The organism is Streptomyces sp. SDr-06, from assembly GCF_003324565.1.
Taxonomy (GTDB): Bacteria; Actinomycetota; Actinomycetes; order Streptomycetales; family Streptomycetaceae; genus Streptomyces.
In genome coordinates, this window is the sequence record NZ_QOLA01000001.1 from 214,883 (window position 1) to 232,271 (window position 17,389).

Here is a 17,389-nt window from a genome sequence, read left to right on the forward strand (position 1 = left end):
CGTTCCATGAACCGAAGAAGGCTCCTTCAGGGCGCCGCCGCCACGGCGGCCGCCGGCTTCCTCTTCCCGGCGACCGAAGCCGCGGCGGACGGCACCACCGACTATCCGGGCGCGCACTGGATGCCCGCCTCCCCTTCCAACTACACCGCGTCGGCCAGGCCTTCGGCGTACCCGATCGACCACGTCGTCATCCATGTCACGCAGGAGACGTGGTCGAACACCATCGGCATCTTCCAGAACCCCGCCAAGAAGGTCTCCGCGCACTACGTGACGCGCTCCGCCGACGGCTACATCGCGCAGATGGTCCGCGAGCACGACATCGCCTGGCACGCGGGGAACTGGGACTACAACACCCGCAGCATCGGCATCGAGCACGAGGGCTGGGTCGACCAGCCCGCCTACTTCACCAACGCGCTGTACGAGCACTCGGCGGCGCTCACCGCCTCCATCTGCGACCGGTACGGCATCCCGAAGGACCGCGAGCACATCATCGGCCACTACCAGGTCCCGGGCACCGACCACACCGACCCCGGACCGGAGTGGGACTGGGTGCGTTACATCCGGCTGGTCAACTTCGCCTGATCCAGACCCTGCCCGTCGACCGGCCCCGTGCGCCTTGCCGGGCGGGACCGCCGCGACGACGATGGAGGCGGCCATACGGTGCGGGGCGGGGAGGCCGGGTTGACGGACAGACGGGACGAGTCATGGGTGGCCCTGGAGGCGGGAGCCGACCCGGCCGAACGGAGCGGCCAACTGAGGCGCGCCCACGAGGAGTTCACGACCGCGGGCCGCTTGGTGCGCCCGGTCCGCCCGCTGGTGGCGGCGTCCTGGCAGCGGTCGGCGCGGGCCCGGGTCAGCCCGGACGGGGCGGCCGGCGTGGAACTCGGCGAGGAGGAGCTGGCCGCCTGCCGCGAGGGCCATCCGCTCGCCCGCGTCATGCCGCTGATCCGGGAGCTGACCGGGGCGTACGCCGGTGACGGCGAGCACCTGGTGGCCGTGTGCGACGCGCACGGCCGACTCCTGTGGGTCGAGGGGCATCCACGGACCCGGGGCGCGGCCGCGCGGATGAACTTCGTCCCCGGGGCACGCTGGGCCGAGTCGGCGGTCGGCACCAACGCGCCGGGCACCGCCCTGGCGGAGGACCGGCCGGTCCAGGTGTTCTCGGCCGAGCACTTCCGCCGCCCGGTCCAGCGGTGGACCTGCGCCGCCGCCCCCGTGCACGACCCGCACACCGGACGGCTGCTCGGCGCCGTCGACCTCACCGGCGGCGACGGCCTCGCCCACCCGCACAGCCTCGGCTTCGTCCAGGCGGTCGCGCGGGCCGCCGAGGCCGAACTGGCGCTGCTGGCCCCACCGCCCGCCCGCGAGGCCGTCCGCCTGAGCGCGCTGGGCCGCGACGAGGCACTGCTCGTCGCGGACGGCCGCACGCTGCGCCTGAGCCACCGTCACAGCGAGATCCTGGTCCTGCTCGCCCGCCACCCCGAGGGACTGAACGGCGACGAACTCCTGGTGGCCCTGTACGAGGACGAATCCGTGCGGCCCGTCACGCTGCGCGCCGAACTGTCCCGGCTCCGGGCCCTGTTGGGCCCCGAACTCCTCGCCTCCCGCCCCTACCGCCTCACCTCCCCGGTGGACGCGGACTTCGACACCGTGGCCCGGCGTCTCGGGTCGGGTGCGGTGGCCGCCGCGATGACCGTCTACGGCGGACCGCTCCTCCCCGCCTCGCAGGCGCCCGCCGTGGCCCGACTGCGCCGGCGCCTGGCCGACCAGCTGCGGGCCGCGCTCGTCGCACGCGCCGATCCCGGCCTGCTCGCCGACTGGGCCTACAGCCCCTGGGGCGAGGAGGACCTTCCCGTCTGGCAGGCCCTGGCCGCCGCCCTCCCTTCCTGTCAACGGGCGGCGGTTCAGGCCAAGTTGGCCCATCTGATGGGCGAACAGGGCCTCGCAACGGGGCTGCAACGTCGCCGCGCCTAGCCTGCGCTGCGTGCGCCGCCCAAGGGCGGGCGGCGCGGCAGAAGGAGGCCACGGAGATGACCCGTTACGCAGCGCCCGGCACCGAAGGCGCGCTCGTCGCGTACCAGTCCCGCTATGACCACTGGATCGGCGGCGCGTACGTGCCGCCCCGGCTCGGCCAGTACTTCGAGAACCCGAGCCCCGTCAACGGCCGCCCCTTCACCGAGATCGCCCGCGGCACCGCGGAGGACGTCGAGCTGGCCCTGGACGCGGCCCACGCGGCCGCGCCCGCCTGGGGACGCACCTCCCCGGAGGCGCGGGCCAACGTCCTGCTCAGGATCGCGGACCGGATGGAGGCCCATCTGGAGGAGCTGGCTGTCGCCGAGAGCTGGGAGAACGGCAAGCCCGTGCGCGAGACGCTGGCGGCCGACATCCCGCTGGCCATCGACCACTTCCGGTACTTCGCGGGCGCCCTGCGGGCCCAGGAGGGTTCGCTCAGCGAGCTCGACGACGACACGGTCGCGTACCACTTCCACGAGCCGCTGGGCGTGGTCGGCCAGATCATTCCGTGGAACTTCCCCATCCTGATGGCGGTGTGGAAGCTGGCGCCGGCGCTGGCGGCGGGCAACGCCGTCGTCCTCAAACCGGCCGAACAGACCCCGGCCTCCATCCACTTCTGGATGAGTCTCGTGGCGGACCTGCTGCCGCCGGGCGTGGTGAACATCGTCAACGGCTTCGGCGTGGAGGCGGGCAAGCCCTTGGCGTCGAGCCCGCGCGTCGCGAAGATCGCCTTCACCGGGGAGACCACGACGGGGCGGCTGATCATGCAGTACGCCTCGGAGAACATCAAACCGGTCACCCTGGAGCTGGGCGGCAAGTCCCCCAACCTCTTCTTCGACGACGTGTGGGCGCAGGACGACGACTTCCGCGACAAGGCCCTCGAAGGCTTCACGATGTTCGCCCTCAACCAGGGCGAGGTCTGCACCTGCCCGTCCCGCGCCCTCATCCAGCGCGGCCACTACAGCGAGTTCCTCGAAGCGGCGATCGCCCGCACGGAACAGATCGTCCCCGGCCACCCCCTGGACACCGACACGATGATCGGCGCGCAGGCCTCCAACGACCAGCTCCAGAAGATCCTCTCCTACCTCGACATCGGCCAGCAGGAGGGCGCCAAGATCCTGACCGGCGGCCAACGCGTCTCGTACGACGGCGAGTTGGCGGGCGGCTACTACGTCCAGCCGACCATCTTCGAAGGGGACAACCGCATGCGGATCTTCCAGGAGGAGATCTTCGGCCCGGTGGTGGCGGTGACCTCGTTCACCGACTTCGACGACGCGATCGGCACGGCTAACGACACCCTGTACGGCCTGGGCGCGGGCGTGTGGACCCGCGACATGAACACCGCCTACCGCGCGGGCCGCGCCATCCAGGCAGGCCGGGTCTGGACCAACTGCTACCACGCCTACCCGGCCCACGCCGCCTTCGGCGGCTACAAGCAGTCGGGCATCGGCCGGGAGACGCACCGGATGATGCTGGACCACTACCAGCAGACGAAGAACCTTCTGGTTTCATACAGCCCGAAGAAGCTCGGATTCTTCTAGAGCCTCACGTGGGGTGCTTGGAGCCGCCGTTACGCTCCAGGCAGCCCGGTACCGAAGTCACTCCGGGTGGGCATCAGGCTGCCTCACGTCGCCGCGTAGGAGACAACGTGCTGGAGGTTCTGGGGCCTGGGTGCTGGGGCGGTTCCGCTCCGCGCTCTCACCGCCCAGCGGTGAGAGCGGCTTTGAGGAAGGCGCCGCCTTGGCGGACGGCGGCCTTGGTGGGCGGACTGTCGCGAAGAGCGTTGAGCGACACGAAGTCGTGGACTGTTCCGAGGTAGCGGACGGCGGTCACGGCCGCTCCTGCTTGCTGTAGCCGGCGCGCGTACTGCTCCGCCTCGTCCCGGACGACGTCGGCCTCAGCCGTGATGACCAGTGCCGGGGGCAGGCCCGCGAGCTCGGCGGTTGTCGCCCGCAGCGGGGAGGCCGTGGCTTCGGCGAGTTCTCGATCGTCGTCCGTGTACTGCTGCCAGTACCAGTCCAGGGCCTCGGTGGTGAGGAGGTAGCCGGACCCGAAGTGCTTCCGCGAGGCGGTGTCGCAGTGCGGGGCGGTCGTCGGATAGTAGAGCAGTTGTGCGCGCAGGCGAGGGCCGCCACGTTGCTTGGCCATGAGGGTGAGTGCTGTGGCCATGGTGGCGCCCGCGCAGTCGCCGGCCACCGCCAGCCTCCGACCGTCCAGCGCGAGGTCCGGGGCGTTGCCGGTCAGCCAGGTCAGTACGGCGTACAGCTCTTCGAGCGCTACCGGATAGCGGGCCTCGGGAGTGCGGGTGTACTCGGGAACCACGAACACGGCGTCACTGGCGGTCACGAGTTCACAGATCATCCGTGTGTGGGTCTGCGCGTCGCCGCCTCGCAGGGCTTGGAGGGTCACCCGGAGGGCTTCGATGTCGACTTCGATGTGCTTCATCTTCTGGACGGCCGCCAGGGTCGCCGCCTCGTCCAGCAGCTCGTCGGCCTCCGCCCACCGGCCGACGTTGATCAGGGCGGAGCACATGGCCGACAGGGCGATCGCGCCCGTTCCGATGGCTCCGTACGAGCGGAGCATGGCGAACGCCCGCCGGAAAGTTTCCACGCACAGCTCGGACTCGTCGGCCCACCAAGCGACCGCGCCCAGCGTCTGCAGTCGGATCATTTCCGCGATGCCCGTCAGCGGCTCAAGCAAGCTCGGCCGCCGGGTTCGGCTCAGCAGGGCAGGGGCGTTCCTGACCGGATCCGCTTCGCAGAGGATGACGGCCCGCAGAGCGTTGACGGCTTCGTCCGCGACCAGCTCGGAATAGGGCGTACTGACGGCGCTGGTCTCGATGGCGTCGAGGAGGGGAACCAGAGGGCGCCTGCCCTCGGACAGGCCCGACTGGAAGGCGACCGCGCCGATCACGGCGGTTACCGCGAGCGTCGTCCTGGCGTCCTGCGGCAGGTCTGGTTCCAGGGCGCCCATCAGGAGCTGGAACGCTTCCCGCTGATGGCCGGCCATGGAAAGGGCCAGACCGGCCCCGTTCGCCGCGACGCCGAGCAGGTCGCGGTCCTCGGTCAGTGTGGTGACCTTGGCATGGAGCTCGCGTACCCAAAAGGTGTCGCCCGCGTTGTTGGCGGCTCTCAGTGCCTTGGCGTATCGGCGTGCCCGGTCCTCCAGGGCGGGGCTGCACGCGACGGATCGTTCGAGCGCCCTTGCGGCCGCGTAGAACCCGCCACGCTGTTCGACGAGTTCGGCGGTGTCCTCCAGCGTGGCCGCCACGGATTCGTCCTGGCCGATGCAGGCCGCGGCCAGGTGCCAGGCCTGGCGCGCCGGATCGTCCTGATGTACGGCCGCGAGGTCGACGTGCGCTCGCTGCCGCAGGTGCGCCGGGGCGCCCTGGTAGGCGCCCGCGCGCACGAGCGGGTGCCGGAAACCCACCTGGCGGCCCGCGATCGTGATCAGCCCGGCGTCCTCCGCGGGCGCCCATACCGACAGATCCGCGTCGACTCCCGCTGCGGACATGATGGTCTGCAGGTCCTCCTGGTCCGAGGAGGCCGCCACGTAGAGCACCACCCGTTGGGTGATGGCCGGCAGCGCGCGCAACTGGGCGGCGAACATCTCCTGGATCCGCTGAGTCTGGGGCAGTGCGCCCTCCGCCTGGCCGAGAGGGCTGCCCGATCGCACGGAACGGCACAGTTCGATGATGGCCAGAGGATTGCCGTCAGCCTGCTCGAGAACCTCACTCCGGGCCCTGCCGGTGGGGGAATCGGGCTGGGCGTCCAGAAGGCGGGCTGCCGCTTGTAGCGTCAGCGGTCCCAGGGAGAGGACGGGCAGGTGGGCGACAGCGGGGTCCGGAGGCGTCAGCCCCCTGGCCGCGAGGAGCACCGTCACCGGCTCGGCCGCCAAACGGCGGAGCACGAACCCCAAAACGTCGAGGGAGTCCCGGTCGAAGAGCTGGACGTCATCGCCGAGCAGCACGACGGGTCGACGGCGCGAGGCCTCGACCAGCAGCGTGAGGACGGCGACGTGCAGCCGCATCGGCTCTGCGGGTCTGGTGATCGGGGCGAGGCCGAACGCGGTCTCCAGGACCTCCCTCAGGTGGCCCGGGAGATCGGCCGCGCCCGGAATGAGTGGAAGCAGCAACTGGTGGAGAGCCGCGAACGACTGCTCCGACTCGCCGTCGAAGCCTTGAGCCCTCAGTACATGCGTTCCGGTCACCCGCGCGTGCTCGGCAGCGACCTCCAGCAACGACGTCTTGCCGCTCCCCGCCTCGCCCGTGACGAGCAGAGCCCGCGGGGCACCGCGCCCCTGCTCGATCGCTCCAGGATCCGGCCGACCTCCGCTTCCCGGCCCGCGAGCCCGCCTACGGGCTCCTGCCGGGTCATGGTGCGGTGCCTAGTGCCCACGGCGCGCCCCAGTCGACAGCAGTCGGGGAACGGGCACGCAGGTAGGCCCGGTCAGCTCGTTCATGGTGTGGATCCCTCGTCGGGCAGCGTCCGAAATGCCCTGCGCTCCCGGCCCCATCCAGAAGATAAAGCGTTCTAATGCCTCATTGGGTCCATGAATGGAGGCCCTTTCTGCCGAGATCGTCATGGGGCAGATATTGATCAGAAACTGATGGGGTCGGCCACCGCCCGCCGTCGCAGGGCCTCCTGCGCCGACAGCGACAGGTGCCGCGCGTCCCCACCAGGGGGAATCGGCATAGGCTCACCCGCGTGGCTGATGACATGGCTGAACTCGTGCGGGATCTGCCGGGCCTGAAGAGTGTGACGGGGGTGTGGCGGCTCGCCGAGCAGTGGCTGGCGGCCGGGGACAGCGAGCGGGTCGCCGAGCTGGGTGTCCGGCTCGTTGCTGAGTACCGCGGCCGAGAGCATGAGTTGTGGCAGTACGTGCGGCTGCGCGACGGGCTGCTGCGGCTGCTCGCCCGCACGCCCGGCCCCGGCCAGGTCCTCGCCACGGGCCGGCTGGCCCAGGCTCTTGACGGCAGCTACTTCCCGAGCCTGGCCGCCTCCCTGCTGGTGTCGGCACAGCAACCAGCGGACCTGGCAGTCCTGTTCAGTGACGGGGCGGATGGACCGGACGAATTGCGGGCCTGCCTGGTACAGGAGTTGGTGGTCCGAGGAGTCGACCTCGCCGGGCTGCCGCAGGTGGCCAACTGGGCGGGCGCTTCGCGTCAAGGACACGGCCGGTTCGCCTGGCTGCCGCTCAGCCGTGCCGAGTTCGAGCTCGGCCACCCCGTGCCGGCCCGCTTCCCGGACGGGGAGAGCCGCACCCGGCAAGAGGCACTCACATGGCACTCCGGCAGCGCCCCGGTGCCGCTGCCCGGCGTGAGGGAGACCACCACGCCAGCGACCGGCGAGCTGATCGCTGCCGCCGCGCGGAACTGGGCCGAGGACTCGAACGGCTGGCTCGAGGCCCGGGTGTTCGAGTTCGTCGAGCCGCTGGCGGCGGCCGGCCTGCCCGCCGCCCTGGGGACGATCGGTCTGGAGTGCACGGCCGTGGCGGCCCAGGTGAGCCTCGGCCGCTGCTTTCCGGTGGAGGTCTGGGAGGTCCTGTTCAACGCCGCGGCCGAGGGAGGGGCGTATGAATCGGCGGAGTACGGCGCCCATGGCCGCCTTGCGGCCTGGCGTTCCCTGGCCGGACTGACGGGAGTGGCAGAGGGCACCCCGGTGGCCGAGGTCGAGGCGCTGGTGGCGGCCTACCGGTGGTACGGCTTCGACAGCGACAGCGGGTGGCTCCGCCACCAGGGCTGGGACCTCGCCGTCGTGGCCCTCTCACCGAACGGCCGCCGACTGGCTGTGCTGGCAGCCACGGACACACCCTGAGCGCCGGCGCGTCCGAGGCAGACGGTCAGCTCCACCCTCACCCGGTCGCCCGCCACGACGGTCCCGCCGATCCGGGCCTCGACGGGACCACCGGCGGACTGTCTGACGTACTGGTCGTCGCCGTTCTCCGATGCGACCCAGTCCGCCGCGAGCCAGAGTGCGAGGCGGCGTCGACGCCGACGGCCACGGAGCCACGACGGGCATCACGCACGCCGACTCGCCGAACGAGCGCTCCAGTGATCCTGCCTGAGGATCAGGCCCGCCGCGTCACGTGATCCATGATCAGCTCGCCTACGGCATTCCAGCGCTTTCTCGACATCTCCCAACCGTTCTCATTGAAAACGACCACTTCCGACGGCCGGCCGTTGGCGTGCCAGTACCGCCACTCACCTACCGCGGCACCCATGATGGCCACGCCCTCGGCCCGCTTGGTCCCGTCCGGCCACCACTCCCGCTGCCGCCCGTGCTCGATGCCCGAGCAGTAGGTGCCGAGCAGCTCGACGTGCCCGTTGTCCGCGACTTCCTCGACCTCCCCAGTGAACAGTTCCCCTGCGTGACAGGTGCGTCCGTACTCGTCCAAGTAGGTCTGGTCGCCTTTGATACGCGTCACCCGTACGGAAGTCGGCGTCGCCCCGAGCGGTTTCGCCGGCGGCTCCGCACCGCCACGAGCCTCAGTGGTGGGCCCTGACCCGCGCTCAGGGGCGCGCTGCCCGCGCGCTGCCACCTTGCGCCTGAGCTCTGCGCGCCAGCGCGCGGCGTTGCTGCCGTCCAGTTGCCCGGCGAAGGCGGCACGGGCGGCGTCGACAAGTTCGGCAGGGGCCCCCGGACCATACTGGGCGATCTCCCAGAGCGCGTCATCCGTTGCCATGTCGAGCCCGGTGCAGGTCCGCAGACCCTGGCCACTGAGCACCTCTTCCAGCACGGCGCCGAAAGTCCTCGTCAGCTGGTCCTCGGTCGGCCGATCACCGCGCATGGACCCACCCTTCCCCGAAGCGAACGAACTGTCCCGTCCCTGTAGGACGCCCGGCGCGATCGGAGGAGTTCCCGCCACCGTCACCGCGCGCATCCTGCGTGACGCCCCCGGCCGTCAGGGGCGGGCCGAACGCCATGCGCGCCACAGGGAGGCGTAGGCTCCCCCGGCCGCGAGGAGTTCGTCATGGCTGCCGAGTTCCACGATCCGACCGCGGTCCATGACCGCGATCCGGTCGGCGTCGCGCACCGAGTCCAGCCGATGGACGATGGAGACCACCGTACGCCCTTCGATGAGCGCGGCCAGGGAACGTTCGACCCGCCGGGAGGCCGAGGAGTCGAGCAGCGCGGTGGCCTCGTCAAGCACCAGGGTGTGCGGATCGGACAACAGCACGCGGGCGAGGGCCAGTTGCTGTGCGGCGGACGGCGAGACCGGGGCCGCTCCGGAGCCGATCTCACCGTCCAGGCCGTCCGGCAGCGACCGCGCCCAGTCCGCGAGGAGTACGGTCTCCAGCGCGTCCCACAACTCCGTGTCCGGTCTGCCTCCCTCGTCGGCCAGCGTGAGGTTCTCCCGCAGGGTGCCGGTGAAGACGTGCTGTTCCTGGGTGACCAGGACGACTTCCCGGCGCAGTTGGCCCACCGGCAGTGAGGTGAGGTCGGCGCCGCCGATCCGGACCGTGCCGCGCGTGGGATGGTGAACGCCCGCCAGCAGTTTGCCGAGGGTGGACTTGCCGGCGCCGGAGGCGCCCACCACGGCGAGCCGTTCGGCCGGGGCGAGTTCGAGGTCGATTCCGCTGAGCACCTCGCGGGCCGGCCCGTAGCCGAATCCCACCCCGGTGAGGCTGATGCCGTGGCCTTGGGTGGGGGCGGTGGGCTTGGGCTCCTCGCACGGCAGCCGCTCGACGCCGAGGATGCGGCGCAGTGCCGCGTTGCCGATCTGGAGCTCATCGGTCCAGGTGAGCAGATCGTTGAGCGGCTCGCCGAGGGCCTGGACGTAGAGCACCACGGCCGTGAGTTCACCCAGGCCCACGGCGCCTCGCTGGTAGGCGAGTCCGCCGATGAGCAGGGTGAGCGCCATCGGAACCATCGTGGCCAGGTCCAGGCTGGGGAACCAGACGGTCTGCAGCCAGGTGGTGCGCTGGCGGGTGCGGACCACTCGGTCGACGGCCACGCCGTGGCGAGCCCGCTGGCGGGGACCGAGGTCCAGTGCCTCGACGGTGGAGCAGCCCCGGGTGGTCTCGTGCGTGACCGCCAGGACATCGGCCTCCTGCGCCAGCAGCTGCTCGTAGGCGCGGGTGGCGCGGGGGCGGTACCACCAGGTGGAGACGGCTGCGAAGGGCACGCCGGCGATCAGTCCGAGGGCCAGCACGGGAGAGGTGAGCAGGATGGCCGCGACGGTGAACACCAGGGTGACCGCGGCCAGGGCGATCCGCGGGGCGGCCTGGCGGATGCTGTCGTTCAGCCGGTCGGCGTCGGTGGTCGCCCGGCTGAGCAGGTCCCCGGCGGCGACGCTCTCCACCTCGGACAGCGGGAGCCCGAGGACGCGGCGGACGAAGTCCTCGCGGGTGCGGGCGAGCACGCGTTCGCCGAGCAGGGTGGCCTGCACCTTGGCCGCCCGGGCCAGCAGCGCGTGGACGACGAGGAGGGCGACGAAGGCGAGGGCGAGGGTGTCGACGTGGGCGGTGGTGGTGCCGGCCTTGACCGACTCGACGAGCCGGCCGAGCAGCCGGGGGCCGGTGAGCCCGGCGACCAGCGCGGTACCGAAGAGCGCGAGGGTGAGGGTGAGCCGGCCCGCGTTGGCGCGGACGAAGGCGCCGACCCAACTACGCACCTCGGCTCGGCCGGCCAGTGGCAGACGGCGCCGGCCGAGCGTGGTCGAACCGCTGGTCTCCGCGGTGTCGGTGGCGGTCGTCATGAGCGGACTCCTTCGGCGCGGGCGGGGCTGCCGTCGGCGTCCAGGAGGTGGACCCGGTCGGCGACGCCCAGCCACAGCGGGCTGTCGCTGAACACCACGGTTGTACGTCCCGCGCGCAGGGCCGCCACCCGCTCGACGATCCGGGCCTCGGTCTGGGCGTCCACCGAGGCCGTCGGGTCTTCCAGGACCAGTACGTCGGGGGCCGCGAGCAGGGCGCGGGCCAGCACCAGGCGCTGGCGCTGGCCGCCCGACAGGGCCCGGCCGCCCTCGCCGAGGTACTCGTCCAGGCCGTCGGGCAGACCCTCCACCACATCGGTGGCGTCGGCCGCGAAGAGCGCGTCGGTCAGCGCGCCGCGCGAGCGGGCGAGGCCGGCGGAGAGTTCCTCCCCCACGGTGCCGCTGAAGAGGGTGTCGGCGGGGCCGGAGCGGAGCACCCGGGCGCGCAGCTCGGCCAGGTCGACGCGGTCCAGCGGGACGCCGCCGACCAGTACGGCCGACGGTGCGACCTGCTCGCCGTACCTGGTCAGCCGGTCGGCGAGGGCGCCTGCCCGGTCGGCCGGGGCCGCGACGACGGTCAGCAGTCCGGCCTCGGCCGTGAGTCCGGTGTCCTCGTCGGTCAGCGACAGGGGGCCGGCGGGCAGCGGCTCGGGGTGGGCCGGCTGCTCCGGTACCGGGGTGATGCGCAGCAGGGTGCAGATCCGGCCGGCCGCGACCTTGGCGAGGCTGAGCGTCTCCGCGGCCTCGGTGGCGGTACTGACGGGCAGGGTGAGGAAGGCCGAAGCACCGTAGAAGGCGACCAGTTCGCCGGGGGTGATGGTGCCGTTGAGCGCCAGGCGGGCTCCGAGCCACGCGATGCCGACGGTGACCAGGCCGGGCAGGAACACCCCGGCCGCCTCGAGCCAGGCCTCCATCCGGCCGGCCGACTCCCCGGCCCGGCGCACCTGCTGGCTGGTGACGCGGAAGCGCTCGGCGAAGGCCGCCTCGCCGCCGATGCCGCGCAGGATGCGCAGTCCGGCCACGATGTCCCCGGCCTGGGAGGTGGCGATGCCCATCTGTTCGCGCTGCTCCTCGTCGCGTTCCTGGAGGGGACGCAGCAGGGGCCCGATGCCGACGACGGCGGCGGGTACGCCGATGAGCACGGCGAGGCCGAGGACGGGTGAGGTGACGGTGAGCGCGACGGCCACGAGCACGGCGGCGACCACCGCGCCGACCGACCGGCCGACGACTTCGAAGGAGTTGCCGATGCTCTCGACGTCGGCCGCGGCCGAGGCAGCCACGTCACCGGAGCGGGCTTTGGCGCGCAGGGTCCCGCCCAGCCGGGTGACCTGCCGCATCAGCACCCGGTGGGTGTACGAGAGGGCGTGTGCCTCGGCACCGACAGCCGCTTGGATCAGGCCGGCACCGGCCAGCGCCTGGATGAGGCCGAGGCCGAGGGCGAGCAGGGCCCACAGATAGAGGCCGGCCGGGTCGCCGTCCCGGCCGGCCTCGTCGATGGCCCGGCCGATGACCAGGGGCAGCAGGGCCAGCGGGACCATCCAGGCCATGCCGAGCAGGGCGCTGAGCACCAGCGGCCAGGGCCGGATGCGCACGAGCCACCACAGGTAGGCCCAGGGGCCCCGGGCATCGGCTTCCGGTACGGCCGCCGGGGACACTGAGGCGTCGAACAGTCTGTTGGCCAAGGGAGGGCTCCAGGCAGGGGGGACCTTGGCGACAGGGCTTGGTCCCGCGGCGGGTTCAGAGGTAGCGGTCCCGGGTGGCGGCGCGGTCGACCTTGCCGGTGCGGGTGTGCACGAGGGCGGGCACCGCGACCATCCGGTCGGGCACCAGGTACGCGGGCAGGGTGGCGCGCAGTCCCTCGCGCAGCCCCCGTACGTCGTTCGGGGCGTCCGGGGCCAGGACCACGAAGGCGACCAGGGAGTTGTGGTCGCCCTTGACGTGCTCGGCGGCGGCCACGGCGATGACTCCGGGTTGTCGCCCGAGGTGGTGCTCGACGTCCAGCAGGTCCACCCGGTGGCCGCGGATCTTGACCTGGTGGTCGATCCGGCCGTGGAAGACAAGGCTGCCGTCGGCGGCCTCGTGGACGAGGTCGCCGGTCCGGTACCAGCGGGTGCGGTCGCCGACGTCACCGAGTCCGACGCTGTCGGCGCGGACGAACCGGGCGGCAGTGCGCTCGGGATCGTCGAGGTAGCCGGTCGCGAGATGCGGACCCGCCAGGTAGAGCTCCCCGGGGGCAGCTGTGCCGCCGGGCGCGTCCGCGCGGGGGACGATGGCCTGCCGTACGGACGGCAGCGGGCGCCCGATCGGAATCCCCTCGGGGAACGGGCCCTCGGCGGCCGGGCCCGCCAGCTCCGCGGTGTGGGTGACCAGCGCGGTCTCCGTGGAGCCGTACGTGTTGAGCAGCCGGACCCCGTCGGCGCCGAGCCGGTGCCAGCGTTCCAGCATGTCCGGGCGGACGGCTTCGCCGCCGATGACGACCGTGTCGAGCGTGCCGGGGAGTTTCAGCCCGTGCTCCAGCAGGTGGCCGGTGAACACGTGCCAGTAGTCGACGGGCAGGTTGACGACGGTGATCTCGGCCTCGGCGAGCACGCCCCCGAGGTCGGTCTCGCTGTTCTCGTCGATGACCACGAGCCCGCCCGCGCAGAGCGTGGGCAGGATCTCCTCCAGGCTGGTGTCGCCGTCGGCGCGGTGGAAGTTGAGCGCCACGGTGTCCGGTCCGACGCCGTAGCGCTCCCGCAGCTGCGGGATCACCGCGTGCAGAGCGCCGTGCGGGACGGCGGCCGCCTTGGGCGCGCCGGTGGAGCCCGACGTGAACAGGACGTACGCCGGATCATCGGCCCCGACCGGCTCGCCCGCCTCTCGCAACGGGGCCCGGGAGGGGCCCCAGTTGGGCCGCAGCAGCCGGTCCACGGCGGGGAGCCGGCCGGTTTCGGCGGTGGTGACCACCTCGCGGCAACCGAGCGCCCGCAGCGCCTGGTCCATGTGGCCGGCGGGCTCGTCGACGACCGGAACATAGCCCCGTCCGGCCGCGAGCACGCCGAGGATGGCGGCGATGTCCCGGGCGCTGTGGTGGGCGACGATGCCCACCGGCGGGTGGGGGGCCGGGCCGCGGGTGGCCACGAGGTCGGCCACCGCCCCGGCCCAGCGGGCCAGTTGGCCGTATCCGACGGTCACTCCGTTGTCGAGGACGGCGGGCCGGTCGGGGTCTGTTCGGGCGACGGCGAAGAAGGGATCGAGCACGCTGGGCAGGGTCATGGCATGCGGCTTCCCATGTCGTGGGTCCGGGTCAGGTGGCGGATGCGCAGAGGGCGGCGAGGGCCGCGCGGTGCCGTTCGGCGAGGCGTCGTACGGTGTCCTGGTCGTGCAGCGCGGTGGAGTACCACCATTCGACGCGCAGCACCCCGTCGTCGGTGGTGGCGATCACCTCGAGGAGGTGTGGGCGCACCCAGTCGGGACCGGTGATCTCGCCCACCGGTTCCTCCGCGATGGCCGGCAGCAGGGTTCCGAGCGGCAGTCCGTCGGACTCGTCGCCCTCGAAGTCGAAGGAGACATCGCTGGGCAGCGCGCCGCGCAGAGCGGCGGCGAGCCGCGGTCGGCCGTGCCGGCTCAGCGCTCCGTACCCCACTCCCCCGCCGGGCAGGGCCGCGAGGTGGCCTACGGTGCGGGCCAGCCGCTCCGTCGGGGTACCGGGCGCGAGGTCGAGGCGGACCGGGACGGTGGTGGTGAACCACCCCGTGGTGCGGGCCAGATCGACGTCGCCGATCGCCTCCTCGCGGCCGTGCCGCAGGACGTCCACCCGGACCGCGCGTTCCCCTTGCCAGTCGCCGAGCACCTCGCCGAGGGCGTGCAGCAACAGTTCGCCGGGGTGGCAGCGGTGGGCGCGGGCCGTCTCCAGCAGCCGGGCGGTGAAGTCCGGGGCGAATTCCTCGGTGCGGGTGGCGGCGGTGGCGGCGGTGTTCGCGGCCCTCGGGTCGGGCGGCGTGCGGTCGAGCGGGATCTGGCCCGGGGTGCGAGCCACCTCGGTCCACCACTCGCTCTCCGCCTCGGTCTCGGGCGTGCGGGCGTGGTCGGCGAGGGCCTGGGCCCACTGGGGGTAGGAGGTGCCCTCGGTGCACCGTACGTCCGTACGTCCGGCGGCGACGCCCTCGTAGAGCTCTTCCAGGTCCGCGAGCAGGATGGACCACGAGACCATGTCGAAGGCGAGCTGGTGGACGGCGATCAGCAGCCGGCCCGGGCGGGCCGGGCCCGCGTCGAACCGGACGAAGCGGACCATCCGGCCGGCCAGCGGGTCGAGGGAGCGCTGTTCCACCGCGCAGCGCAGCGCGACCGCCGCCGGCAGGTCGGCGTCCGCGAGCTCGGAGACGTCCACCACGTCGAGGATCCCGTCGAGCGGGTCGCCCGGCGCGAGCGCGGCGGTCAGTTGGCGGGGGCGCCGGGCGGGCGGGGCCTCGATGGCGAGCCGCAGCGAGGCGTGTCCGGCGACCAGGTGCCGTACGGCCTGGGCGAAGGCGACGGGGTCGAGGTCGGGGCGGGTGGTGAAGAGCAGCGCCTGGTTCCAGTGGGCGCGGCTGCCGGTCTGCTCCTCCCACGCCTGCTCCTGGGAGGGGGTCAGGACGACGGGCTCGTGGGCGGCGCCCGGTTCGGCGCCGCCCGCGGCGCGGCGTCGGCCGGCCTGGTCGGCGACCAGCAGGATCAGCTGGTCGAGGGTCAGCTCCTCGGCGAACAGCTGGCGCAATTGCACGCGCACGCCGAAGGCGGCCTCGATCCGGCGGGCGGCGCGGATCAGGTCGAGGGAGTCCACGCCGAGGTCGCGCAGCGGGGCGGAGAGGTCCGGGTCCGGATCCAGCACGGCCTCGGCGAGCCATCCGGCGAGGTGCGCGTGTACCTCGTCCGGCCGGGCCGGGTCGCGGAGGGCGGCCGGGTGCGTCGGTGCGGTCACGCGTGCTCCCCGCCGACGGCGCCCTCGGGGCGGCGCACCAGGAAGGGGCCGAGCGCGAGGGCGTCCATGGGCAGCCGATGGAAGGTGGCGAGGGCGTCGCGCGGACTGCACACCACCGGTTCGTCACGGCCGTTGAACGAGGTGTTGAGGACCACGGCGGTGCCGGTGTGCCGGCCGACCTCGCCGATCAGGCGGTGGTAGAGCGGGTCGACGGCGTGCGAGACGGTCTGGGGGCGGGTGGTGCGGTCGCTGTGCACGACGGCGGGCATGGCGGCCGCGCCTGCTTCGGTGACCGGAGTGGTGACGATCATGTACGGGAGCGGGGTGGCGGTGCCGATGAGGGCGGGGGCGGCCTCCTCGTGCATGCTCGGGGCGAACGGCCGCCATGCCTCGCGGTCCTTGATGCGGACGTTGACGTGGTCGCGGGTGCTCTCGGGCGAGGGCACGGCCAGCATGCTGCGGTGGCCCAGCGCGCGGGGCCCGCCTTCCGCCCGGCCCTGGAACCAGCCGGCGACGCCGCCGCGGACGAGGATGTCGGCGGTGGCGGAGGCGATGTCGTCGTGCTCGGTGTAGGCGGTGCCGGAAGCGTCGAGCACCTGGCGGACGGAGTCCGCGGACCACTGCGGTCCCCAGGCCACCGACCCCTCCATCGGCTTGATCCGGTCACCCTCCTGGGCGGCGACCCACACGGCCGCGCCGAGGGAGACCCCCTGGTCACCGGCGAGCGGCTGAACGAACAGGTCCCCGACCTCGGGAAGCCGCATCAGCTTGCCGTTGAGGGTGGCGTTGAAGCCGACCCCGCCCGCGATGAGCAACGTGGACTCGCCCGTCTCCCGGAGCAGACCGCGGACCAGGGCGACGACTGCCTGTTCCAGGGCGGCCTGTGCGGTGGCAGCGATGTCGCGGTACTCGAAGGGGTCGCGGTCGGTGACGCGGGTGTAGCGGCCGAGGTGTGGGTCGAAGCGGCGGACCGAGCGGTTGGCACCCCCGGAGAGTGTCTTCTCCAGGTGCGCCATCCAGTGCCGAATCGTCGCGGTCTCCTCGTCGGTGGTGCCGGTGGAGCGCAGATCGGGCGGGACGACGCCGATGGTGAAGTCCTCGTCGGCGAAGCTGAACGCCCCGCCGAAGGTGAGGTCTTGGGGCCGGCCGTACGAGGCGAGGCCCATCATCTTGCCGGCGGCGTCGGCGCCGAGGCCTACGTACTCGCAGACCGCGGCGTAGAAGTACCCGAGCGACCAGCCGGGGGTATGGGCGCGGAGGGTTTTGATCTCGCCGTCGATGCCGACGGCGAGGGTGGTGCTCTCGTTCTCGCCCTGGCCGTCCAGGACCAGGATCGCGCCCCGGTCACGCCCCGAGAGGTGGTAGGCGCTGGCCGCATGGGCGATGTGGTGGTTGACGAAGGTCAGCCGCGGGTCCCGGGTACGCGGGAACAGGGCCTTGGGCAGCAGGTGTTCGAGGGCGTCGGCGTCAGTGCGGAACCAGTCGAGGCCCCGATCGCCGAAGAGGGTGGGGAGGTCCCAGCCGTGGGCGACGACGTCGATGTCGCCGAGGGTGAGGCCGCCCTCGGCGAGGCAGTAGGCCACCGCGTTCAGGGGCGCTTCGCCGTAGGCGTGCTTGTTGCGGGTGAAGCGTTCCTCCTCCGCCATGGCGATCACTTCGCCGTCCACGACGAGGCAGGCAGCACCGTCGTGGCTGGCACCGGGCCAGCCGTTGACTCCGAGCACACGCATGGTCAGTCCC

The 17,389-nt window shown here is 72.5% G+C and carries 11 protein-coding genes; 4 read left to right on the plus strand and 7 right to left on the minus strand.

Going from position 1 to position 17,389, the window contains the following annotated elements; translation table 11 throughout:
* Positions 1-6: 6 nt before the first annotated feature.
* The 3 genes from DT019_RS00950 (at position 7) to DT019_RS00960 (ending at position 3,554) form a co-directional block, all read left to right on the plus strand.
* On the plus strand, positions 7-582 hold the full coding sequence (locus DT019_RS00950; RefSeq protein WP_114034608.1) for an N-acetylmuramoyl-L-alanine amidase: 576 nt from the start codon (positions 7-9) through the stop codon (positions 580-582).
* 126 nt (positions 583-708) lie between these two features.
* Entirely contained in the window at positions 709-1,974 is a 1,266-nt protein-coding gene (locus DT019_RS00955; RefSeq protein WP_189389137.1) for a GAF domain-containing protein, read from the plus strand.
* Between the two features lie 56 nt (positions 1,975-2,030).
* Positions 2,031-3,554 (plus strand): aldehyde dehydrogenase family protein, encoded by a 1,524-nt coding sequence (locus DT019_RS00960; protein ID WP_114034610.1) that lies wholly within the window; start codon positions 2,031-2,033, stop codon positions 3,552-3,554.
* Positions 3,555-3,711: 157 nt separating this feature from the next.
* Here DT019_RS00960 and DT019_RS40070 read toward each other — a convergent pair whose 3' ends face one another.
* Entirely contained in the window at positions 3,712-6,321 is a 2,610-nt protein-coding gene (locus tag DT019_RS40070) for an alpha/beta hydrolase fold domain-containing protein (RefSeq protein ID WP_223279288.1), read from the minus strand.
* 398 nt (positions 6,322-6,719) lie between these two features.
* Between DT019_RS40070 and DT019_RS00970 the strand changes: the two genes are divergently transcribed.
* Positions 6,720-7,829 carry a DUF6183 family protein gene (locus DT019_RS00970; protein WP_147267246.1) on the plus strand — a complete coding sequence of 370 codons (1,110 nt, stop codon included), beginning with the start codon at positions 6,720-6,722 and terminating at the stop codon, positions 7,827-7,829.
* A 253-nt stretch (positions 7,830-8,082) separates the two neighbouring features.
* Here DT019_RS00970 and DT019_RS39295 read toward each other — a convergent pair whose 3' ends face one another.
* From DT019_RS39295 to DT019_RS01000, 6 genes are all read right to left on the minus strand, one after another.
* Entirely contained in the window at positions 8,083-8,802 is a 720-nt protein-coding gene (locus DT019_RS39295; RefSeq protein ID WP_189389013.1) for a toxin-antitoxin system YwqK family antitoxin, read from the minus strand.
* Between the two features lie 114 nt (positions 8,803-8,916).
* Positions 8,917-10,713, minus strand: coding sequence for an ABC transporter ATP-binding protein (locus tag DT019_RS00980; protein WP_114034613.1), 1,797 nt, complete (start codon positions 10,711-10,713; stop codon positions 8,917-8,919).
* On the minus strand, positions 10,710-12,392 hold the full coding sequence (locus DT019_RS00985; protein WP_114034614.1) for an ABC transporter transmembrane domain-containing protein: 1,683 nt from the start codon (positions 12,390-12,392) through the stop codon (positions 10,710-10,712). The genes DT019_RS00980 and DT019_RS00985 overlap by 4 nt, the downstream gene beginning before the upstream one ends.
* A 55-nt stretch (positions 12,393-12,447) precedes the next feature.
* Complete coding sequence (locus tag DT019_RS00990) at positions 12,448-13,965, minus strand: AMP-binding protein (RefSeq protein WP_114034615.1); 1,518 nt, start codon at positions 13,963-13,965, stop codon at positions 12,448-12,450.
* 31 nt (positions 13,966-13,996) lie between these two features.
* On the minus strand, positions 13,997-15,649 hold the full coding sequence (locus tag DT019_RS00995) for a condensation domain-containing protein (protein ID WP_223279237.1): 1,653 nt from the start codon (positions 15,647-15,649) through the stop codon (positions 13,997-13,999).
* Positions 15,646-17,379, minus strand: coding sequence for a carbamoyltransferase (locus DT019_RS01000; protein WP_114035262.1), 1,734 nt, complete (start codon positions 17,377-17,379; stop codon positions 15,646-15,648). The genes DT019_RS00995 and DT019_RS01000 overlap by 4 nt, the downstream gene beginning before the upstream one ends.
* Positions 17,380-17,389: the final 10 nt, after the last annotated feature.

Coding starts and splice junctions, on each gene's coding strand:
- DT019_RS00950 (WP_114034608.1), top strand. CDS start 7: ATGAACCGAAGAAGGCTCCTTCAGGGCGCCGCCGCCACGGCGGCCGCC.
- DT019_RS00960 (WP_114034610.1), top strand. CDS start 2,031: ATGACCCGTTACGCAGCGCCCGGCACCGAAGGCGCGCTCGTCGCGTAC.
- DT019_RS39295 (WP_189389013.1), bottom strand. CDS start 8,802: ATGCGCGGTGATCGGCCGACCGAGGACCAGCTGACGAGGACTTTCGGC.
- DT019_RS00980 (WP_114034613.1), bottom strand. CDS start 10,713: ATGACGACCGCCACCGACACCGCGGAGACCAGCGGTTCGACCACGCTC.
- DT019_RS00990 (WP_114034615.1), bottom strand. CDS start 13,965: ATGACCCTGCCCAGCGTGCTCGATCCCTTCTTCGCCGTCGCCCGAACA.
- DT019_RS01000 (WP_114035262.1), bottom strand. CDS start 17,379: ATGCGTGTGCTCGGAGTCAACGGCTGGCCCGGTGCCAGCCACGACGGT.